This window comes from Paraburkholderia sp. XV, assembly GCF_020177535.1.
Taxonomy (GTDB): Bacteria; Pseudomonadota; Gammaproteobacteria; order Burkholderiales; family Burkholderiaceae; genus Paraburkholderia; species Paraburkholderia caribensis.
This window is the reverse complement of sequence record NZ_JAGUUD010000038.1, coordinates 1-20,833: the sequence shown is the minus strand read 5'-3', so window position 1 is coordinate 20,833 and position 20,833 is coordinate 1. Positions and strand designations below refer to the sequence as shown.

19 protein-coding genes are annotated in these 20,833 nt (G+C 63.1%); 18 read left to right on the top strand and 1 reads right to left on the bottom strand.

Annotated features, from left to right (window positions below):
• Positions 1 to 66: 66 nt before the first annotated feature.
• Positions 67 to 765 carry a Bax inhibitor-1/YccA family protein gene (locus KFO72_RS19250; protein WP_035990678.1) on the bottom strand — a complete coding sequence of 233 codons (699 nt, stop codon included), beginning with the start codon at positions 763 to 765 and terminating at the stop codon, positions 67 to 69.
• A 314-nt stretch (positions 766 to 1,079) separates the two neighbouring features.
• Here KFO72_RS19250 and ndk point away from each other — a divergent pair, with 314 nt between their 5' ends.
• From ndk to KFO72_RS19160, 18 genes are all read left to right on the top strand, one after another.
• On the top strand, positions 1,080 to 1,505 hold the full coding sequence (gene ndk, locus KFO72_RS19245; protein WP_054934401.1) for a nucleoside-diphosphate kinase: 426 nt from the start codon (positions 1,080 to 1,082) through the stop codon (positions 1,503 to 1,505).
• Positions 1,506 to 1,613: 108 nt separating this feature from the next.
• Complete coding sequence (rlmN, locus tag KFO72_RS19240; protein ID WP_054934402.1) at positions 1,614 to 2,762, top strand: 23S rRNA (adenine(2503)-C(2))-methyltransferase RlmN; 1,149 nt, start codon at positions 1,614 to 1,616, stop codon at positions 2,760 to 2,762.
• A gap of 209 nt (positions 2,763 to 2,971) precedes the next feature.
• Positions 2,972 to 4,069 carry a helix-turn-helix domain-containing protein gene (locus tag KFO72_RS19235; RefSeq protein ID WP_225032776.1) on the top strand — a complete coding sequence of 366 codons (1,098 nt, stop codon included), beginning with the start codon at positions 2,972 to 2,974 and terminating at the stop codon, positions 4,067 to 4,069.
• A 124-nt stretch (positions 4,070 to 4,193) separates the two neighbouring features.
• Positions 4,194 to 5,495: a flavodoxin-dependent (E)-4-hydroxy-3-methylbut-2-enyl-diphosphate synthase gene (gene ispG / locus KFO72_RS19230; protein WP_054934404.1), complete on the top strand. Its 1,302-nt coding sequence runs from the start codon at positions 4,194 to 4,196 to the stop codon at positions 5,493 to 5,495.
• Between the two features lie 31 nt (positions 5,496 to 5,526).
• Complete coding sequence (gene hisS, locus KFO72_RS19225) at positions 5,527 to 6,870, top strand: histidine--tRNA ligase (protein ID WP_054934405.1); 1,344 nt, start codon at positions 5,527 to 5,529, stop codon at positions 6,868 to 6,870.
• A 76-nt stretch (positions 6,871 to 6,946) separates the two neighbouring features.
• On the top strand, positions 6,947 to 7,573 hold the full coding sequence (locus KFO72_RS19220) for a tetratricopeptide repeat protein (protein ID WP_225032775.1): 627 nt from the start codon (positions 6,947 to 6,949) through the stop codon (positions 7,571 to 7,573).
• Positions 7,574 to 7,641: 68 nt separating this feature from the next.
• Complete coding sequence (gene bamB / locus KFO72_RS19215) at positions 7,642 to 8,787, top strand: outer membrane protein assembly factor BamB (RefSeq protein WP_054934407.1); 1,146 nt, start codon at positions 7,642 to 7,644, stop codon at positions 8,785 to 8,787.
• A gap of 397 nt (positions 8,788 to 9,184) precedes the next feature.
• Positions 9,185 to 10,525, top strand: coding sequence for a ribosome biogenesis GTPase Der (der, locus tag KFO72_RS19210; RefSeq protein ID WP_054934408.1), 1,341 nt, complete (start codon positions 9,185 to 9,187; stop codon positions 10,523 to 10,525).
• 190 nt (positions 10,526 to 10,715) lie between these two features.
• Positions 10,716 to 10,952 (top strand): RNA chaperone Hfq, encoded by a 237-nt coding sequence (gene hfq, locus KFO72_RS19205; RefSeq protein ID WP_007580427.1) that lies wholly within the window; start codon positions 10,716 to 10,718, stop codon positions 10,950 to 10,952.
• Between the two features lie 58 nt (positions 10,953 to 11,010).
• Positions 11,011 to 12,255 (top strand): GTPase HflX, encoded by a 1,245-nt coding sequence (hflX, locus tag KFO72_RS19200; protein ID WP_082434031.1) that lies wholly within the window; start codon positions 11,011 to 11,013, stop codon positions 12,253 to 12,255.
• A 30-nt stretch (positions 12,256 to 12,285) separates the two neighbouring features.
• Positions 12,286 to 13,671, top strand: a complete 1,386-nt coding sequence (hflK, locus tag KFO72_RS19195; protein ID WP_225032774.1) for an FtsH protease activity modulator HflK — start codon at positions 12,286 to 12,288, stop codon at positions 13,669 to 13,671.
• 11 nt (positions 13,672 to 13,682) lie between these two features.
• Entirely contained in the window at positions 13,683 to 14,600 is a 918-nt protein-coding gene (gene hflC, locus KFO72_RS19190; RefSeq protein ID WP_054934411.1) for a protease modulator HflC, read from the top strand.
• A 43-nt stretch (positions 14,601 to 14,643) separates the two neighbouring features.
• Positions 14,644 to 14,835, top strand: coding sequence for a DUF2065 domain-containing protein (locus tag KFO72_RS19185; RefSeq protein WP_007580434.1), 192 nt, complete (start codon positions 14,644 to 14,646; stop codon positions 14,833 to 14,835).
• Positions 14,836 to 15,084: 249 nt separating this feature from the next.
• Complete coding sequence (locus KFO72_RS19180; RefSeq protein ID WP_054934412.1) at positions 15,085 to 16,248, top strand: ATP phosphoribosyltransferase regulatory subunit; 1,164 nt, start codon at positions 15,085 to 15,087, stop codon at positions 16,246 to 16,248.
• Between the two features lie 220 nt (positions 16,249 to 16,468).
• The gene (locus KFO72_RS19175) at positions 16,469 to 17,815 is read left to right on the top strand and encodes an adenylosuccinate synthase (protein ID WP_107202868.1); all 1,347 of its coding nucleotides are present in this window, start codon (positions 16,469 to 16,471) and stop codon (positions 17,813 to 17,815) included.
• Positions 17,816 to 17,817: 2 nt separating this feature from the next.
• Positions 17,818 to 18,402: a phosphoribosyltransferase gene (locus KFO72_RS19170; protein WP_035990707.1), complete on the top strand. Its 585-nt coding sequence runs from the start codon at positions 17,818 to 17,820 to the stop codon at positions 18,400 to 18,402.
• A gap of 25 nt (positions 18,403 to 18,427) precedes the next feature.
• Positions 18,428 to 18,655, top strand: coding sequence for a hypothetical protein (locus tag KFO72_RS19165; RefSeq protein ID WP_054934414.1), 228 nt, complete (start codon positions 18,428 to 18,430; stop codon positions 18,653 to 18,655).
• A 46-nt stretch (positions 18,656 to 18,701) separates the two neighbouring features.
• Positions 18,702 to 20,588 carry a potassium transporter Kup gene (locus KFO72_RS19160; RefSeq protein ID WP_054934415.1) on the top strand — a complete coding sequence of 629 codons (1,887 nt, stop codon included), beginning with the start codon at positions 18,702 to 18,704 and terminating at the stop codon, positions 20,586 to 20,588.
• The last annotated feature ends 245 nt before the right edge of the window (positions 20,589 to 20,833 follow it).

Below are 20,833 nucleotides of genomic sequence, written 5' to 3'. Positions count from 1 at the left end.
AAATGAAAAACGCCCGTGACGAGCAATCGTCACGGGCGTTTTGCCTTAGCTAGCGATCAGCGTCGATCAGTTCCGGTTGCCGCCGAAAATGCCGAGGAGCGACAGCAGGTTCACGAACACGTTGTACAGGTCGAGATAGATCGCGAGCGTGGCCGTGATGTAGTTCGTCTCGCCGCCGTTCACGACGCGCTGCACGTCGAACAGCATGTACGCCGAGAAGATCACGATCGCGAGTACCGACACCGTCAGCATCAGCGCAGGCAGTTGCAGAAACACGTTCGCGACCATGGCCAGCAGCAGCACGATCACGCCGACGAACAGCCATTTGCCGAGGCCCGAGAAGTCACGCTTGCTGACCGTGGCGATGGTCGCCATCGCGGCGAAGATCACACCAGTGCCACCGAAGGCGAGCATGATCAGCTGCGGTCCGTTCGAAAAGCCCAGGATGAAGCTCAACAGGCGCGACAGCATCAGGCCCATGAAGAACGTGAAGCCGAGCAGCACGAACACGCCCGCGGAACTGTCTTTCGTCTTCTGGATCGCGAACATGAAGCCGAACGCGATGGCGAAGAACGCCAGCATGCTCATTGCCGGGCTGGTGGCGGCGAACAGCGAGAAGCCGGTGGCGACGCCCACCCACGCGCCGAGCACGGTCGGCACCATCGACAGCGCGAGCAGCCAGTAGGTGTTGCGCAGTACCCGGTTGCGCGTCTCGGCCGTGGTGACGCTGCCGCCCCGGCCGAAGTTATAGGGATATTCGTTCATGGTTTCTCCTTGCGTCAGACGCAGTGTTGCGACGTGGCTTGCAACGGTTTTTTGTACGGTGCCGGCTGGCGGTTGCCGCCGTCACGCGAACCCACAACCTTAAGATTAGCGGCGTAGCCCGGAGTTTCAATGCGGCGCACAACACCGTGCGATTACATTGTGTTACCCCATTCTTAGCGCTGTCTTAAAAGGCTTTGGGCGACTCCAACTTCGACCTTACAGTATCGTAAGGGTTCAATCGCAATCATACACTGGAACATGCTACAATAGCGGATTCATTTAAATCTGTAACCTCTTAATTTTCTGGAGTTTTTATGGCGATCGAACGCACCCTGTCGATTATCAAGCCGGACGCAGTGGCCAAGAACGTGATCGGCCAGATCTACAGCCGCTTCGAAAACGCTGGCCTGAAGATCGTGGCATCGCGCATGGTTCATCTGTCGCGCGCTGACGCTGAGAAGTTCTACGCGGTGCACGCAGAGCGCCCGTTCTTTAAGGATCTGGTTGAATTCATGATCTCCGGCCCGGTGCAGGTTCAAGTTCTGGAAGGCGAAGGCGCCATCCTGAAGAACCGCGACCTGATGGGTGCAACGGACCCGAAGAAGGCGGAGAAGGGCACGATCCGTGCTGACTTCGCCGACAGCATCGACGCGAACGCAGTTCACGGTTCGGACGCAGTGGAAACGGCACGCGGCGAAATCGCGTTCTTTTTCCCGGAAGTCAACGTCTACTCGCGCTAAGCGCTTCGTAAGACAGCAGTAATAGCAGCAGGAGCGGGCGCGAGCGGCATACGCGTTCATGCAGCTTGTTGCATGAACGCGGTCTCGCACTGAATGGCAGGATTCGATATGACGAGCAGTTCCACCGTCAACCTTCTCGATCTCGACGCCGCTGGCCTCGTCGCGTACTGCGACAGCCTCGGCGAGAAGCCGTTTCGCGCCAAGCAATTGCAGCGCTGGCTACACCAGTACAACGCTGCGGACTTCGACGGGATGACCGATCTCGCGAAGTCCTTGCGCGAAAAGCTGAAAGGGCGCGCATCCATCACGATGCCGCCCATCGTCAGCGACCACATTTCCACCGACGGCACACGCAAGTGGCTCGTCGACGTCGGCAACGGCAATGCCGTTGAAACCGTCTTTATCCCCGAAGAAACGCGTGGCACGCTGTGCGTGTCGTCGCAGGCCGGGTGCGCCGTCAACTGCCGTTTCTGTTCGACGGGCAAGCAAGGTTTCTCACGCAATCTCAGCACGGGCGAAATCATTGGCCAGCTTCGCATGGCCGAGTTTGCGCTGCGCGCGTCGCTCGGCACGGCCGGCGGGCGCGCGACGGGCGGTGAGGGCAAGGGCGAGCGCGTCGTCACGAATGTCGTGATGATGGGCATGGGCGAGCCGCTGCTCAATTACGACGCCGTCGTGCCCGCCATGCGCCTGATGCTCGACGACAACGCCTATGGCCTGTCCCGCCGACGCGTCACGCTGTCCACCTCGGGTGTCGTGCCGATGATGGACCGGCTCGGCGCCGATCTGCCCGTGGCACTCGCCGTTTCGCTGCACGCGCCGAACGACGCGCTGCGCGACGTGCTGGTGCCGCTCAACAAGAAGTATCCGCTGCGCGAGCTGATGGCCGCGTGCCAGCGGTATCTGAAAGTCGCACCGCGCGACTTCATCACGTTCGAATACTGCATGCTCGACGGTGTGAACGACAGCGAGGCGCACGCACGCGAGTTGCTGGCCGTCACGCGCGACGTGCCGTGCAAATTCAACCTGATTCCGTTCAATCCGTTCCCGGAATCGGGGCTGTTTCGCTCGAAAAACGAGCAGATCAAGCGTTTCGCGCAGGTGTTGATCGACGCAGGGGTCGTCACGACGGTGCGCAAGACGCGCGGCGACGATATCGACGCGGCCTGCGGTCAACTGGCAGGCGCGGTCAAGGACCGCACGCGCCTCGCCGAGCGCACCGGCAAGTCGAAGGTCATCGAAGTTCGCGCCGTGTAAGGCGCGCGACAGGCGAAAAGGGGCGGCATGCCAGCAAGCCGCCCCTTCGGGTGCGCCGTGTCGCGTGAAGTGAAAAGAAAGTTTGCAAAAGCGATCGGAAGCGGCACGCACAGCCGCACATTTTGTTATAAACGGTCTGCGAAACTGGGGGAGGCCAAAAGCCGCCCGTTCGCATGAGTGAAAAAAGAATCGACGCGAAAGGATTTGGGATGAGTGAGCCGCAGCACCCGCAACCGCACGACATGGATACGCATTCGGACCGACCGCTTCCGGTGGTCACGCCGGCAGCCGTGTCGACCGGGTTCGACTCGCTGGGCGCCGTCGGCGCGCGGCTTGCGCAGTTGCGCGAGTCGAAAGGGTGGTCGGTCGAGGACGTGTCCGCGCGTCTGAAGGTGTCGCCGGGCAAGTTGCGCGGGCTCGAAGCGGGCGATCTCACTCAGCTGCCGGACACCACGTTCGCGCTGGGCGTCTTGCGCAGCTACGCAAAAATGGTGGGTGCCGATCCCGCGCCGATGACGCAGGCGTTGCGTCGCGAAAAGGGCGTGCCGGAACCTGCGCTGACCATGCCGGCATCGGCTGGTACGGATCTGCCGCGCGGGAAAGTATCGCTCTCGCTTGGCGGCGGTGCGCCGCGCCGCCGTTCATGGCTTTGGGGTGTCGCGCTTGTGGTGGTCGTGCTGATCGCGCTCGCCATGTGGCACACGAACAATGGCGATTCGACTGCGTGGCTCGCGCGTCTGAAGGGCATGGCCGGCAGCGTGGCGACGACGGAAACGGCATCGTCGACGGCGGCACAGGCCGCAAGCGGTTCGGCTGTGACAGGCGAAATCAGCGCGTCGGATTCGGTGGCGCAAACGGATACGCAGGCGGCCGCTGAGGGCGCGTCGGCGACACCGATGCCCACGCCGCTGCCGATGGCAGGCGCTGCGCCGGCATCGACGGTCGCATCGGCATCGACGCCGGCTGCTGCAGCGCCGAAGGCCGCGAGCGCGGCGCCGGCTGTCGCGACCGCTGCATCGGCCGCCGCTTCGGCGAGCGAGTCGTCGATTGCGCCGGAAGGCTCGTCGACGGTCGCGCTCTCGGTCAAGCAGGACAGCTGGTTCAGCGTGCGCCAGAAGGACGGCAAGGAAGTATTCTCCGGACTCGTGCACGCGGGTGAAAGCAAGGAAGTCAGCGGGATGCCGCCGCTCAAGGTGACGGTCGGCAACAAAGCGGGTCTGGACGCGATCACGCTGGACGGCCAGCCGGTCGACCCGGCCAAATATGCGTCGGCGAAGGGCAATGTGGCACGCTTCGTGGTGCCCTGACGCCAGCTCAATCGTGTGCGTCGCGGCTTCGAGGTCGCGGCGCTTTTTCAATTCACGCGCCGTATTTCTCAACGGGGCCGGACACTTTCCGGGCCGTGGGCAGATGGCGTAAGCGGGTTTATCGATGCACTCCGATCAAGTGAAATCCAGCAGTCAGATTGTTTCGACCGTGCCGGTGTTCGGCGGTCACGCGCCGCGTCGCCGCTCGCATGCGGTCGACGTCCGTTGGGGCGGCCAGCTCGTGACGATCGGCGGCGACGCGCCCGTGCGCGTGCAGTCGATGACGAACACCGATACGGCAGACGCAATCGGCACGGCAATCCAGATCAAGGAACTCGCGCAGGCGGGCTCGGAACTCGTCCGTATCACGGTCAACACGCCGGAAGCGGCGGCCGCCGTGCCTGCGGTTCGCGAGCAGCTCGACCGCATGGGCGTCACGGTGCCGCTGGTCGGCGACTTCCACTACAACGGCCATCTGCTGCTGCGCGACTATCCGGGCTGCGCCGAATCGCTGTCGAAGTACCGGATCAATCCCGGCAACGTCGGCCAGGGCGCGAAGCGCGACACGCAGTTCGCGCAGATGATCGAAGCGGCCGCGAAGTACGACAAGCCGGTGCGCATCGGCGTGAACTGGGGCAGTCTCGATCAGGATCTGCTCGCGAAAATGATGGACGAAAACGCCGCGCGCGCCGAACCGTGGGAAGCGCAAAGCGTGATGTACGAAGCGCTGATCCAGTCGGCGATCGGCTCGGCGGAACGTGCCGTCGAACTCGGCCTCGGGCGCGACAAGATCATCCTGTCGTGCAAGGTGAGCGGCGTGCAGGATCTGATCGCCGTGTACCAGGAACTCGCGCGCCGTTGCGACTTCGCGCTGCACCTGGGTTTGACGGAAGCGGGCATGGGGTCGAAGGGCATCGTCGCTTCGACGGCGGCGCTGTCCGTGCTGCTGCAGCAAGGTATCGGCGACACGATCCGTATTTCGCTGACGCCGGAACCGGGCGCATCGCGCACGGGCGAAGTGATCGTCGGCCAGGAAATCCTGCAGACCATGGGCCTGCGCTCGTTCTCGCCGATGGTCATCGCGTGCCCTGGCTGCGGCCGCACGACGAGCACGCTGTTCCAGGAACTGGCATCGCAGATCCAGACGTATCTGCGCACGCAGATGCCGCTGTGGCGCGACAGCTATCCTGGCGTCGAGAAGATGAATGTGGCCGTGATGGGCTGCATCGTCAACGGTCCGGGCGAATCGAAGCACGCGAACATCGGTATCAGCCTGCCGGGCTCGGGTGAAAACCCCGCCGCGCCGGTGTTTATCGATGGCGTGAAGGTCAAGACGCTGCGCGGCGAACACATCGCGCAGGAATTCCAGCAGATCGTGAGCGATTACGTCGAGCGCACCTATGGTCGCGCCGAAGCGACGAACTGATTCGCTCCCCATCCAATCGTCAAGTAGACAGATGACTGAACAGAAGAAGCAGAAGCTCGAAAAGTTGTCGGGCGTGAAGGGCATGAACGACATCCTTCCGCAGGACGCCGGCCTGTGGGAGTTTTTCGAAACGACCGTCAAGTCGATGCTGCGTTCGTACGGATACCAGAATATCCGCACGCCGATCGTCGAGCACACGCAGCTCTTCACACGCGGTATCGGCGAAGTGACCGACATCGTCGAAAAAGAGATGTACAGCTTCACCGACGCGCTGAACGGCGAAAACCTGACAATGCGTCCGGAGAACACAGCGGCCGTGGTGCGCGCGTCGATCGAGCACAACATGCTGTACGACGGCCCGAAGCGCCTGTGGTACATCGGCCCGATGTTCCGTCACGAGCGTCCGCAGCGTGGGCGTTATCGCCAGTTCCATCAGGTGGGCGTCGAGGCGCTCGGTTTCGCCGGCCCGGATACGGACGCTGAGATTATCCTGATGTGCCAGCGTCTGTGGGACGACCTCGGGTTGACGGGCATCAAGCTCGAAATCAACTCGCTGGGCCTCGCGGAAGAGCGTGCCAAGCACCGCGTCGAACTGATAGCGTATCTCGAGAAACACCTCGACGTGCTCGACGAAGACGCGAAGCGCCGCCTGCACACCAATCCGCTGCGCGTGCTGGATACGAAGAACCCCGCCATGCAGGAAGTCGCGCAGAACGCGCCGAAGCTGATCGATTTTCTCGGCGAGGAATCGCGCGCGCACTTCGAAGGGCTGCAGCGCATCCTGAAGGCGAACAACATTCCGTTCACGATCAATCCGCGTCTCGTGCGCGGTCTGGATTACTACAATCTAACGGTGTTCGAATGGGTCACCGACAAGCTCGGCGCGCAAGGTACGGTCGCAGCAGGCGGCCGCTACGATCCGCTGATCGAGCAGCTCGGCGGTAAGCCGACGGCGGCGTGTGGCTGGGCAATGGGCATCGAACGCATTCTCGAGCTGCTGAAGGAAGAGAATCTGGTGCCCGAAGCGGAAGGCTGCGATGTGTACGTCGCACACCAGGGCGATGCGGCACGCGAGCAGGCTTTCATCGTCGCCGAGCGTCTGCGCGACACGGGCCTCGACGTGATTCTGCATTGCAGTCCTGACGGTCAGGCGTCGAGCTTCAAGTCGCAGATGAAGCGCGCGGACACAAGCGGCGCCGCGTTCGCCGTGATCCTCGGCGAAGACGAGATCGCGAACGGCACGGCGGGCGTGAAGGCACTGCGCGACACCTCGCAAAGCAATGGAAAGAGCGAGCAACAAACGGTGCCGCTCGAAGACTTGACCGAATATCTAATCAATGCGATGGTTGCGTCCACCGAAGACGGCGACGACTGATCGCTGCGTCATGCAACGGGCCGCACCGGTTGCGGCCCCATTCATATAAAGCACCAGGAAAGGAAAACCCGTCGCGATGAGTTACCACGACGAACAAGAATCGCTTGAAAGCCTGAAGGCTTGGTGGGCGCAGTGGGGGAATGCCGTCACGTGGATCGTGCTGGTCGCGCTCGTTGCCGCCGCCGGCTGGAACGGCTGGAATTACTGGCAGCGTCATCAGGCGGCGGAAGCAGCCGTGCTCTACGACCAGGTTCAGCAAGCCACTGCGGGCGTGGACAAGGCGGCCATCACGCGCGTCGCGGCCGACATGGAAGACAAGTTCAGCGGCACGGCTTACGCGCAGATGACGGCGCTCGCCGCTGCGAAGGCGCTGTACGCGGCAGGCGACGAACCGGGTGCGAAAGCGCAGCTCCAATGGGCCGTCGACCACGCGAAGGACGACGAATTCAAGCAGATTGCGAAGCTGCGTCTCGCGTCGCTGCTGCTCGATGAAAAAGCCTATGACGCGGGTCTCGCGTTGCTCAACGATCCTTCGGATGCATTCAAGGGCGTCGTCGCCGATCGCCGTGGCGACCTGCTTGCCGCGCAAGGCAAGCGCGACGATGCGCGCACCGCTTACAAGCTCGCGCTCGACTCGCTGCCGAAGAACGATGCCTCGGCCCGTCAACTGATCCAGTTCAAGCTCGACGCGCTGGGCGGCTGAACGTTGCGCGCCGCTGCAACGTCCGCCGACAATTTTTGATTAAACCAACATACATGCTTCGTTCACCGATGAATCTGCTGAAACGTTACGCTGTGCCCGTTGCCTGTGCGATGACCGTGCTCGCTTTGACGGCCTGCTCGTCGTCGAAAGACGAGCGCCGCGTGCCCACGCCGCTCACCGAGTTCAAACCCGTGCTCGATGTGCAGCAGGTGTGGTCGGCCAGCGTCGGCAAGGCCGGACGCTACATGTTCTCGCCCGTGACGGTCGGCGACGCCGTGTATGCGGCGGGCGCGAACGGTTCGGTCGCGAAGATCGATGCTAAAACGGGCAAGGATCTGTGGCGCACCAAGGTCGACGGCGACCTGTCGGCTGGCGTCGGCACGGACGGCACGCTGACGGCCGTCGGCGGCCTGAAGGGTGAGGTGTTCGTGCTCGACCAGAGCGGCAAGCTGTCGTGGAAGGGCGTTGCGCCGGGTGAAATCCTGTCGCCGCCGCTCGTCGGCAACGGTCTCGTGGTGGTGCGCACGGTGGACGGTCAGATCACCGCGTTCAACGCGCAAACGGGCGAACAGAAGTGGAATTACCGCAACCGTGCGGTGCCGCTGAATCTGCGCGTGTCCGCAGGCATGACGTTCGCCGGCGACCAGGCCGTGCTCGCCGGTTTCCCCGGCGGCCAGTTCGCGGCGATCAACCTGCAGACGGGCGACGCCTACTGGACGACGCCCGTGTCGTATCCGAAGGGCGTGACGGAAGTCGAGCGTATCAACGACGTGACGGGCCCGCCCACGCTGGTCGGCGCTGAAACCTGCGCGGTCACGTTCCAGGGTCAGCTCGGCTGCTTCGACGCCAACTCGGGGCGCGCGTTGTGGGAAAAGGCATTTTCGAGCACGAGCGGTCTCGCTCAGGACGACCGTGTCGTCGTCGCGGGCGATGACTGGGCAATCGTGTCGGCTTTCGACGCCAACACGGGCAAGCAACTGTGGCGCAACGACCAGCTGAAGAGCCGCGACGTCAGCGTGCCGATGCTGCTTGGCCACGCCGCCGTGGTCGGCGACTATCAGGGCTACGTGCACTTCCTGTCGCGCGACGATGGCACCTTTGTCGCCCGTGCGAAGACGGACGGCAGCGCGATTACGGCTGCGCCCGTGCTGGCGGGCGACACGCTGATCGTGCAGACGCACGACGGCGATCTGTACGGGTTCCGTCCGCGTTAAAACGTAGTTAGGCTGTACGGTGCGTCCAGGGCGGCGCGTCGTGCGGTGAATGCTGGCCGGCTTTGCCGGCCGCACTTTTTTGATGGCGTCCCGGTCCTGATCGGGCGCGAGCGCGGCTGGAACAGGCCGCCACGTCATCGGGACCGCCAGCCGGGCTGCACAGGCGGTCATTCCGTACGCGCCGATCCACGCGGCGCCGATCGGGTCCGTGCGAGCCACCTGGCGGACCCACGCAGGCAGCCAACCTGAAATCCGTTCGCACGCGCAAGCTCCGCGCGTTCGAAATGGGTCGAATTCGTGATAATTTTCGTCAAACGCAGCCGTGCAACGGCCGCATGGCGTTGCCAGCGCGGCAGATCGACCGTTCGATCCCGCGCCTCACTGTGAACAAGATCTGATGAAACCCGTTATTGCCCTCGTCGGGCGCCCCAATGTGGGGAAATCCACGCTGTTCAACCGGCTCACGCGTTCGCGCGATGCGCTCGTCGCCGATTTGCCCGGCCTAACGCGCGACCGTCACTACGGTGAAGGCCGGGTCGGCGGCGAGCGCCCGTATCTCGTCGTCGATACAGGCGGCTTCGAACCCGTCGCGAAGGACGGCATTCTGTACGAGATGGCGCGGCAGACGCGCCAGGCAGTCGAAGAGTCGGACATCATCGTGTTCATCGTCGACGGCCGCAACGGCCTTGCGCCGCAGGACAAGTCGATCGCCGACTATCTGCGCAAGACGGGCCGGCCGATCTTCCTCGTCGTCAACAAGGCCGAGGGGATGAAATACTCGTCGGTGGCCGCCGACTTCTACGAGCTGGGCCTCGGCGACCCGCGCGCGATTTCCTCTGCGCACGGCGACGGCGTCACCGAAATGATCAACGAGGCGCTCGACGTCGCGTACGCCGGCCAGCCGGAAGAGAGTGAAGACGAGAAGGCGCAGCATGGTGTGAAGATCGCGATCGTCGGGCGGCCGAATGTCGGCAAGTCGACGCTCGTGAACACGCTGATCGGCGAAGACCGCGTGATCGCGTTCGACATGCCGGGCACCACGCGCGACTCGATTTACATCGACTTCGAACGGCAGGGCAAAAAATACACGCTGATCGATACGGCCGGCCTGCGCAAACGCGGCAAGGTGTTCGAGGCGATCGAAAAATTCTCGGTCGTGAAGACGCTGCAGTCGATTTCCGACGCCAATGTCGTGATTCTTCTGCTCGACGCACGGCAGGACATTTCGGAACAGGATGCGCACATCGCGGGCTTCGTCGTCGAGCAGGGGCGGGCGCTCGTGGTCGGCGTGAACAAGTGGGACGGGCTCGATCCGCATGTGCGTGAGCGCACCAAAGCGGATCTTCAGCGCAAGCTAAAATTCCTCGACTTCGCGAAGTTCCATTTCATTTCTGCAGCGGAAAAGACCGGCATCGGCCCGCTGATGCGCTCCGTCGACGACGCCTACAAGGCTGCAATGACGAAGCTGCCGACGCCGAAGCTTACGCGCGCGCTGATCGAAGCCGTGGAGTTCCAGCAGCCGCGCCGCCGCGGTCCCGTGCGTCCAAAACTGCGCTACGCGCACCAAGGGGGACAAAATCCGCCGATCATCGTGATTCACGGCAACGCGCTCGACGCCGTGACCGATACGTACAAGCGCTACCTCGAAAACCGCTTCCGGGAAACTTTCGGGCTGACGGGCACTCCATTGCGAATAGAGTTTCGATCGACGACGAATCCGTACGCGGACAAGGGCTGAATCAGACCGGCAACGCAGGCCGGTTCCAGGCTTGAAATCCGGGCTGAAACCCGCATGTACATTGGGTCCTGGCCGAAAGGCCAGGCGCAGCGCTGGTCAATAAAAATCGGCTATAGTGTAGCGATTGACGGCGGATTTCTTTTTCTTCGCCGGCAATAAAGTCAACCTGCAAAAAAACACGGAGTTTGCTATGAGCAACAAAGGGCAATTGTTACAAGACCCGTTTTTGAACGCACTGCGTAAAGAGCACGTGCCGGTCTCGATCTATCTGGTCAACGGCATCAAGCTTCAAGGGAACATTGAATCGTTCGACCAGTACGTCGTGTTGCTCCGGAATACGGTGACCCAGATGGTCTACAAGCACGCTATCTCGACTGTCGTGCCTGCCCGTCCGGTGAATTTCCACCCCGATTCCGAATCGTCCTAACCTCTCGTCGCGGCCGGTCGAGCGTCGTCCGCAGGCGACACAGCCCGGCCGCTTCATTTTGACATCCACCAATTTGATCAACGCAGCGCTTGTCGGCATCGACTTCGGTAAGATCGATTTCGAAGCCAGTCTCGAAGAACTCAGCCTGCTCGCGCAAAGCGCGGGTGCCCATCCAGCCGTCACGCTCACCGGTCGCCGTGCCAGTCCCGATGCCGCCATGTTCGTCGGTAGCGGCAAGGCCGAGGAGTTGCGCCTCGCTTGCGAGGCGAACGACATCGACATCGTCATCTTCAACCATGCACTTGCGCCGGCGCAGCAGCGCAATCTGGAGCGCACGCTTAACAGACGCGTGGTCGACCGTACCAGCCTGATTCTCGATATCTTCGCGCAGCGTGCGCGCAGTCACGAAGGCAAGCTGCAAGTCGAACTCGCGCAGTTGCAATATCTCGCCACGCGGCTGATTCGCGCGTGGACTCACCTGGAGCGGCAAAAGGGCGGTATCGGCCTGCGCGGCCCGGGTGAAACGCAGCTCGAAACCGACCGCCGGCTGATCGGCGAGCGCATCAAGATGCTCAAGGGGCGGCTCGACAAGCTGCGCCGGCAGCATGGGACGCAGCGGCGCGCGCGGGCGCGTAATCGCACGATGTCGGTGTCGCTGGTCGGTTACACGAACGCGGGCAAGTCGACGCTGTTTAACGCGCTGACCAAGGCGCAGGCCTATGCCGCCGACCAGCTGTTCGCCACGCTCGACACTACTTCCCGCCGCGTGTATCTCGGCGAAGATATCGGGCAGATCGTCGTCTCGGACACCGTAGGATTCATCCGCGAGTTGCCTCACCAACTGGTGGCCGCATTCCGCGCCACGCTGGAGGAAACCATTCACGCGGACCTGCTGTTGCACGTGGTCGACGCATCGAGCGCAGTGCGGCTCGATCAGATCGATCAGGTCAACGATGTGCTGCGCGAGATCGGCGCGGACACGATCCGGCAGGTGCTGGTGTTCAACAAGATCGACGCCGTGCCTGAACTGGCGGCCCGTGGCGACGCGGTCGAGCGGGACGAGTATGGTAATATTTCGCGCGTCTTTTTGAGCGCGCGCACGGGGCAAGGGCTGGACACACTGCGCGCTGCCATCGCCGAAATCGCAACTGCCGAACATCTGCCGGAGTCCGACGGTTTACTGTCGGAGGGAGGCCCGGAAGCGGCGGCACTTCATCAAGAGCAACGCGATGATGCAGGCGAAGACCACCGCGAAGACCGCAAGATCCCAGACACGGGCGCTGACCCGTTCCAATTGCATTGACCCGCTGTCTACTCTGGTGAACGAACACAGGTGAACGATTACAACGAGCGGAGTATCTGGCTGCGTCTGCGCGGCATGTTGTCGCTGAACGACCCGCGCTGGGGCCGGGGGGAAGGCAATGGCGATCGCCAGCGTCTGAACGATTCGAAGCGTCCGCCCAACGGCAAGGACAGCGAAGGTCCGCCTGATCTCGACGAAATGTGGCGCGACTTCAACCGGCGTCTGTCGCGCATGTTCGGCCGCAAGGGTGGCGGCGGTCCGCGTCCGGATAACGGGCGCGGCGCGCGCATCGGCGTCGGCATCATCATCGGCGTGCTGATTGCGATCTATCTCGGCAGCGGCGTGTTCGTCGTGCAGGACAACCAGGCGGCCGTGGTGCTGCGCCTCGGTGAGCTGCGCGGCACGGTCGGGCAGGGCGTGCACTGGCGTCTGCCGTATCCGTTCGAATCCCATGAAACCGTCAACGTCGGCCAGGTGCGCTCGGTCGAGATCGGCCGCAACAACGTGGTGCGTCTCGCGAACGTGAAGGACGCGTCGATGCTCACGCACGACGCCGATATCGTCGACGTGCGCTTTGCCGTCCAGTACCAGATCCGCAAGCCGACCGACTATCTGTTCCGCAGCGCCGACCCTGATCAGAGCGTCACCCAGGCCGCGCAGGCAGCCGTGCGGCAGATCGTCGGCTCGCGCAGCACGAACGACATCCTCTATCAGGACCGCGAGGCCATCCGCGCGCAACTGACGGAAGCCATCCAGCATTCCCTGGACGAATCTCGCACGGGGCTGGCCGTCACGGGCGTGACGATCCAGAGCGTGCAGCCGCCCGATCAGGTGCAGTCCGCGTTCGACGACGCCGCAAAGGCGCGTCAGGATCGCGAGCGCGCCAAGCGCGACGCGCAAGCCTACGCGAACGAATTGCTGCCGCGCACGAAGGCGGAAGCCGAGCGCATGATCGACGACGCGAAGACCTACAGCGAACGCGTCGTCGCGCAGGCGCAAGGCGACGCCGAGCGCTTCAAGGAAGTCTATGCGCAGTATTCGAAGGCGCCTGCCGTGATCCGCGAACGTATGTACCTGGAAACGATGCAGCAAATCTACTCGAACACGACGAAGGTGTTCGTCGACAGCAAGTCGGGCAGCAACGTGCTGTACCTGCCGCTCGACAAGCTCGTCGAGCAGACGCGTCAGCGCGTGGCCGAATCGGCCGCGGCCAGCGCCGCGTCGGCGGGGCAGGCTGCGCAGCCCGCGCAGAATGCGCAGGGTGCGCAAGCGGCGGCGCAGGGCGGCAACACGCCCACGATCATCACGCCGCCCGCCGCGCCCGTCAGCAGCGCCAGTCAGGCGGCCGCCGCGAGCGACGCCTTCCGTTCGCGTGATTCGTTCCGCAGCCGCGGCCGCGAAGACGATCTGCAATAAGGAGCGCGAACATGAACAAAATCGTTGCGCTCGTCGTGGCCGTCGTGATCGTGCTGTTCGCAGCGTCGTCGATGGTATACGTCGTTGATCCGCGCCATATGGCCGTCGTCTCCGCGCGCGGCGACGCCGCGCCGACGCTCGCGGGCCCCGGTCTGCACGTGAAGCTGCCGCCGCCGCTACAGACGGTGACATCGGTGGACGCCCGTATCCAGTCGTTCGATGCACCCGACGAAGACCGTTACACCACGTCCGATAAAACGGATCTGCTGGTGAATCCCGTCGTCAAATTCCGTGTGTCCGACCCCGTGAAGCTCGTTACGGAAACCAGGGGCGACGTGCAAAGCCTGCCTGACCGGCTCGCGCTGCTCACGCGCGGCGCGCTCGGCGATGCGTTTGCGAAGTATTCGCTGACCGATGCGCTCGCGAAACAGGACGCGATCGCGACTGAGGCGCGCGACGGCATGAAGAAGGGCGCAGCGTCGCTGGGCGTCGACGTCGTCGACGTGCAGTTCACGCGGCTGGATTTCCCGGCTGCGATGGCCGATTCCGTCTACAAGCGTATGATTGCCGCGCGCCAGCAGGTAGCCAACCAGGAGCGCGCGGACGGCGCAGCCGAAGCGGACAGGATCAAGGCGGACGCTGCGCAACAGCAGCAGGCGGTGCTCGCCGACGCCTACAAGCAGGCGCAGGCCACCAGGGGCGAGGGCGACGGCAAGGCTGCGTCGATTGCCGCCGAGGCGTATGGCAGCGACCCGCAGTTCTATCAGTTCTACCAAAGCATGCAGGCGTACAAGAACAGCTTCAAACCCGGCGACGTCATGGTCGTCGACTCGAGCAACGATTTCTTCCGCTTCATGCGCGGGCCGGACGGCGCAGCCGCCGCCGTTCAATCGTCTTCCGGCGCGTCGACGGGCGCGCGCAAACACTGATAACTGGAACGCCGCGGCATACGGATCGCGGCGGCCTCATCGCATGGACATAGCCGGCTCGTTGTTGCTCGCGATCGCACTGATGCTGATCATCGAGGGGATGTTCCCGTTCGTGTTTCCGAGCGCCTGGCGCGACACGTTTCGTAGAATAGCGGAGCGCCCGCCGCACCACATCCGGATCGGCGGGCTGATCGTCATGGTGCTCGGGTTGCTGTTGCTGCTGATCGCGACCTGAGCGGGCGCCATGCGATACCGGGCGGCACTCACGAGGTGGCGTCCGTATCCGGACACTGCGCGCAGTACGCGCGATGCGCCGGGCGCGTTGAATGCCGCCTGGTCTGGCCGTCGGATCGGCGCGCTGATACGTCGCCGGCTTCCCGCGACGAAGCCCGAAGCGGGCATCGAGATTCCGCGCACCGCGCATCATCCCAATTTCCAACGGCGTTCGCCATGACGCCGGATTCACCGTCGTAGGACTGTATCGATGTCGACCTGGTTACTCCCCGAGAATATTGCCGACGTGCTGCCGTCCGAGGCACGCAAGATCGAAGAACTGCGTCGCCGGCTGCTCGACCGTTTTCGCGCGTACGGCTACGAGATGGTCATGCCGCCGCTGCTCGAATACCTGGAATCGCTGCTGACGGGCGGCGGCAGCGACCTGAACCTGCGCACCTTCAAGCTCGTCGATCAGCTATCGGGCCGCACGCTCGGCCTGCGCGCCGACATCACGCCGCAGGTCGCGCGCATAGACGCGCATCTGCTGAACCGCCAGGGCGTGACGCGCCTGTGCTACGCGGGCAACGTGCTGCATACGCGTCCGCGCGGCTTGCACGCAACGCGCGAGCAGATCCAGATCGGCGGCGAAATCTACGGTCATGCGGGTCTCGAAGCGGATCTGGAAATTCAGCAACTGATGCTCGACGCGCTGCATCTCGCGGGACTGGGCCGCGTGCGTCTGGATCTGTGTCACGCCGCCGTGCTTGGCGCGCTGATCGACGGCGAGCCGGCGGCCTCGTCGCTCGGCGAGGCGCGTTACGAAGCGCTCGCCGAAGCGCTCGCGGGCAAGGACGTGCCGCTGCTGAACGAACTGACGGCGAACCTCACACCTGTCACGCGCGACGCGCTGCGCGCGCTGCCCACGCTTTACGGCGACGCGTCCGTGCTCGAAGAAGCGCGCGCGCGTCTGCCGAACGCGCCGGAAATCGCGCGGGCGCTCGACGACCTCGCGTTCCTCGCGCAACAGGTCGACGGCGCGGAAGTCATGATCGATCTGGCCGACCTGCGCGGCTATGCGTATCACAGCGGCGTGATGTTCTCGGCCTACGTCGATGGCGTGCCGAATGCCGTCGCGCGCGGTGGCCGCTATGACAAGGTTGGGCAGGCATACGGCCGCGCCCGCGCGGCAACGGGCTTTTCGCTGGATTTGCGCGAAGTCGCGCGCATCTCGCCCATCGAGGCGCGCAGCAGCGCGATCCTCGCACCCTGGCAGCACGACGATGCGTTGCGCACGAGCGTCGCCGCGCTGCGCGATGCGGGCGAAGTCGTGATCCAGGCGCTGCCGGGCCACGACCATGCGCTCGATGAATTCGCGTGTGACCGCGTGCTGGTCGAGCGCAACGGTCAGTGGGTCGTCGAATCGAAGTCGTGATGCCGTGAAGGCCGGTCGCGTCATGTGAAACGTGACGCCGCAACCATCGAACGCGTGGCCGCTCCGTGCCGCGCGCGGCCGGCCCACAGCGGCTCGCCGCTCCCATGCCTTTGAGTGCAAAAGGAAATTTCGGGAAAAATCCCGGGATCAGTCCGTGAAAAAATCCGGAACCTTTCGCGAACATAGGTAAAATACGTTTTTAACCAGCTTAAGAAACAACATGTCTGCCAGCGCAGTGAATGTGAACCCTGGGCGCAATGTCGTCGTCGTGGGTACCCAGTGGGGTGATGAAGGCAAGGGCAAGATCGTTGACTGGCTGACGGACCACGCGCAAGGCGTCGTTCGTTTCCAGGGCGGTCACAACGCCGGTCATACGCTCATCATCGGCGGCAAGAAAACCATCTTGCGTCTGATTCCGTCGGGCATCATGCGCCCGGGCGTCGCGTGCTACATCGGCAATGGCGTCGTGTTGTCGCCTGAAGCGCTGTTCAAGGAAATCGAAGAGCTGGAATCGGCCGGCGTCGACGTGCAAAAGCGTCTCTTCATCTCCGAAGCCACCACGCTGATCCTCCCGTACCACGTCGCCATCGACCAGGCCCGCGAAGCACGCAGCGGCGCCGGCAAGATCGGCACGACGGGTCGCGGCATCGGCCCGGCCTACGAAGACAAGGTGGCGCGCCGTGGCCTGCGCGTGCAAGACCTGTTCGAGCCGAAGGCCTTCGCTGAACGCCTGCGCGCCAACCTCGATTTCCACAACTTCGTGCTCACGCAATATCTCGGCGCGCCGGCTGTCGACTATCAACAGACGCTCGACATGATGCTGAGCTACGCAGATCGTCTGAAGCCCATGGTCACGGACGTCTCGCGCCGTCTGTACGACGAGAACGCCGCGGGCAACAACCTGCTGTTCGAAGGCGCGCAAGGCACGCTGCTCGACATCGATCACGGCACCTACCCGTTCGTCACGTCGAGCAACTGCGTCGCTGGCGCGGCGACGGCGGGCGCGGGCATCGGTCCGCAGAAGCTGAACTACATTCTCGGCATCACGAAGGCGTACTGCACGCGCGTCGGCTCGGGCCCGTTCCCGAGCGAACTGTATGACGCCGACAACGCCAACCGCCAGGAAGAAGTCGGCCTGACGCTGGCGAAGGTCGGCAAGGAATTCGGCTCGGTCACGGGCCGCCCGCGCCGCACCGGCTGGCTCGATGCCGCCGCGCTGCGCCGCTCGATCCAGATCAACGGCGTGTCGGGCCTGTGCATCACGAAGCTCGACGTGCTCGACGGCCTCGACGAAGTGAAACTGTGCGTCGGCTACACGATCGACGGCAAGGACGCCGACATCCTGCCGCGCGGCGCGTCCGAAGTCGCGCGTTGCGAGCCGGTGTACGAAACGTTCGGCGGCTGGCAGGAAAGCACGGTCGGTATCAAGGAATGGAACAAGCTGCCCGCGAACGCTCAGGCGTATCTGTCGCGCGTGCAGGAAGTGGCAGGCGTGCCGATCGACATGGTGTCGACGGGTCCGGACCGCGACGAAACCATTCTTCTGCGTCACCCGTTCAAGGTTTAAGCATGATCCAGGGTGTACCCATGATTGAAATGAAGGACCCGCGCAACGACGAGCGCAACCTGTGGGTCGGCTGGGACGAATATCACCGGCTGATCGAGATGCTTGCGCTCACCGTCCACGAATCGGGCTGGAAGTTCGACAAGATCCTGTGCCTCGCGCGCGGCGGTCTGCGGGTCGGCGATCAGCTCTCGCGCATCTACGATCTGCCGCTCGCGATTCTCGCGACGAGTTCGTACCGCGAAGCGGCGGGCACGGAGCAGGGCGACCTGGATATCGCGCAATACATCACGATGACGCGCGGCGAACTGTCGGGCAACGTATTGCTGGTCGACGACCTCGTCGATTCCGGCGTGACGCTCGCGCGCGTGCAGCAGCATCTGAAGGAGCGTTATCCCGCGATCACGTCGGTGCGTTCGGCGGTGCTGTGGTGGAAGGCGTGCTCGAAGGTGAAGCCGGACTATCACGTTCAGTATCTCGCGACCAACCCGTGGATCCATCAGCCGTTCGAGGAATGGGACACGGTGCGCCCGCACAATCTGAGCGCGTGGATCAAACGCGGTCAGGAGCGTTCGACGGACGCCAGCTAGCATCCAGCCGCCGTCGCGCGTGTCGATGGCGGGTGCTGCGAATAAAAGCGGAGCCCTCGAGGCTCCGTTTTTGTATGTCCGCCCGGACTATTTGACGGGCATGATCAAATCGGAAGAATTTGACAAATCAGCCCTTGACAGGGGCAAACGCATGCTGGCCAAGGGCGTGATGCAACATTGCGGCGGCGCGGCCCGCTCGCGTGGCGTCTGCACAACGGGCCTGATGGTGGGCTTTGTCGCCTATATTCTTTAGAATAGCGATCGTTTTTGCCGCTCAGGAACGGATTCTTTTCGCGTTTATGACAGACAACTCTCACGTCCCCAAGCAGCCGTTGCCCTCGCTTGCAGTCGCTGCGATCGGCGTGGTTTTCGGGGATATCGGCACAAGCCCCCTGTATTCGCTGAAAGAAGCCTTCAGCCCCTCCCACGGCATTCCCCTTACAGAAAGTTCCATTCTCGGCGTCATCTCGCTGCTGTTCTGGGCGATCATCGTGGTCGTCAGCATCAAGTATGTGATGTTCGTGATGCGCGCCGACAACAACGGCGAGGGCGGCGTGCTCGCGCTGATGGCGTTGTCGCTGCGTTCGTTCGACACGAAGAGCCGGGCAGCCGGCCTTCTGATGATGCTCGGCATTTTCGGCGCCTGCATGTTCTACGGCGATGCCGTGATCACGCCGGCCATTTCGGTGATGTCGGCTGTCGAAGGTCTGGAGCTTGCCGCGCCGAAGCTCTCGCATCTGGTGCTGCCGCTGACGATGGTGATTCTCGTGCTGCTGTTCTGGATCCAGCGTCACGGGACGGCGATGGTCGGCCGGCTGTTCGGCCCGATCATGGTGCTGTGGTTCGTGACGCTCGCGGTGCTCGGCCTGTCGCATATCGTGCAGGCGCCGGAAGTGATCAAGGCGCTCAATCCGTACTACGCGTTCTCGTTCATGTCGGCGCACCTGCTGCAGGCCTACGTGGTGCTCGGCTCGGTCGTGCTGGTGCTGACGGGCGCGGAGGCGCTGTACGCCGACATGGGACATTTCGGCGCGGCGCCGATTCGTTGCGCCTGGTATTCGCTCGTGATGCCGTCGCTGGTGCTGAACTACTTCGGCCAGGGCGCGCTGTTGATGCACAACCCGCAGGCGATCGAAAATCCGTTCTATCTGCTTGCGCCTGACTGGGCGCTGCTGCCACTGGTCGTGCTGTCGACGGTTGCGACGGTGATTGCTTCTCAGGCGGTGATCTCGGGCGCGTATTCGCTGACGAGCCAGGCGATCCAGCTCGGCTACGTGCCGCGCATGAAGATTCTGCACACGTCGGAGCTGGCGATCGGGCAGATCTATGTGCCCGTCGTCAACTGGATGCTGCTGTTCATCATTCTGTGCATCGTCATTGCGTTCAAGAGCTCGGACAATCTGGCTGCGGCCTATGGGATTGCCGTGACGGCGACGATGGTGATCACGACGATACTCGCGAGCGTCGTGATGGTGAAGGTGTGGAACTGGAACAAGGGCGTCGTGGCGCTGATCATTGGTGCGTTGCTGGTGGTCGACCTTGGGTTCTTCGGGGCGAATCTGCTGAAAGTGGCGGAGGGCGGGTGGTTGCCGCTCGGCATCGGCGCGTTGTTGTTCTTCCTGCTGATGACATGGTTCAAGGGGCGCATGATCGTGAAGGAGCGCACGGCGGCCGACGGTATTCCGTTGATGCCTTTCGTGCAAGGACTGCTTGCGCATCCGCCGCATCGCGTGTCGGGCACGGCCATTTATCTGACGGGGAGCGCGACCCTCGTTCCTGTGAGCCTTTTGCATAATCTCAAGCACAACAAGGTGCTGCACGAGCGGACCATTTTTCTGACGTTCATCACGCGGGATATTCCTTATGTCGAGGATAAGGACCGTTTGACGGTGAAGGATGTTAGCGGCGGGCTTTTTCTCGTCAAGGCGGCGTACGGGTTCAATGAGACGCCTGATGTGAAGGCTGTGCTCGAGCAGATTAGCGTGTCGCACGATATGTCGTTTGAGTTGATGGACACGTCGTTCTTTCTCGCGAGGGAGACGGTCGTGCCGACGCAGTTGCCAGGCATGTCCGTGTGGCGTGAACGGGTGTTTGCATGGATGCATCAGAATGCTGCGAAGCCGACTGATTTTTTTAGTATTCCCGCGAATCGCGTTGTTGAGCTTGGGACGAAGATAGAGATTTGAGGTGTTTTTGTCTGCGACGCTGGTGGTGGTTTGTAGCTTTGTGCGTTGCCGGGTGGTGTTCTGGGCTTTGCGCTGGTAGCCGCGGTTTGGTTGTTCTGGACTGTACGCTGGCGTCCGCGAATTGGTTGTTCTGGGCTTTGCGCTGGCATCCGCGAATTGGTTGTTCTGGCCTTTGCGCTGGCATCCGCGCATTGTTAGCGTGCTTCATGCGTCGCCCCTGTGCGGGGCGGCACCTACTTTTCTTT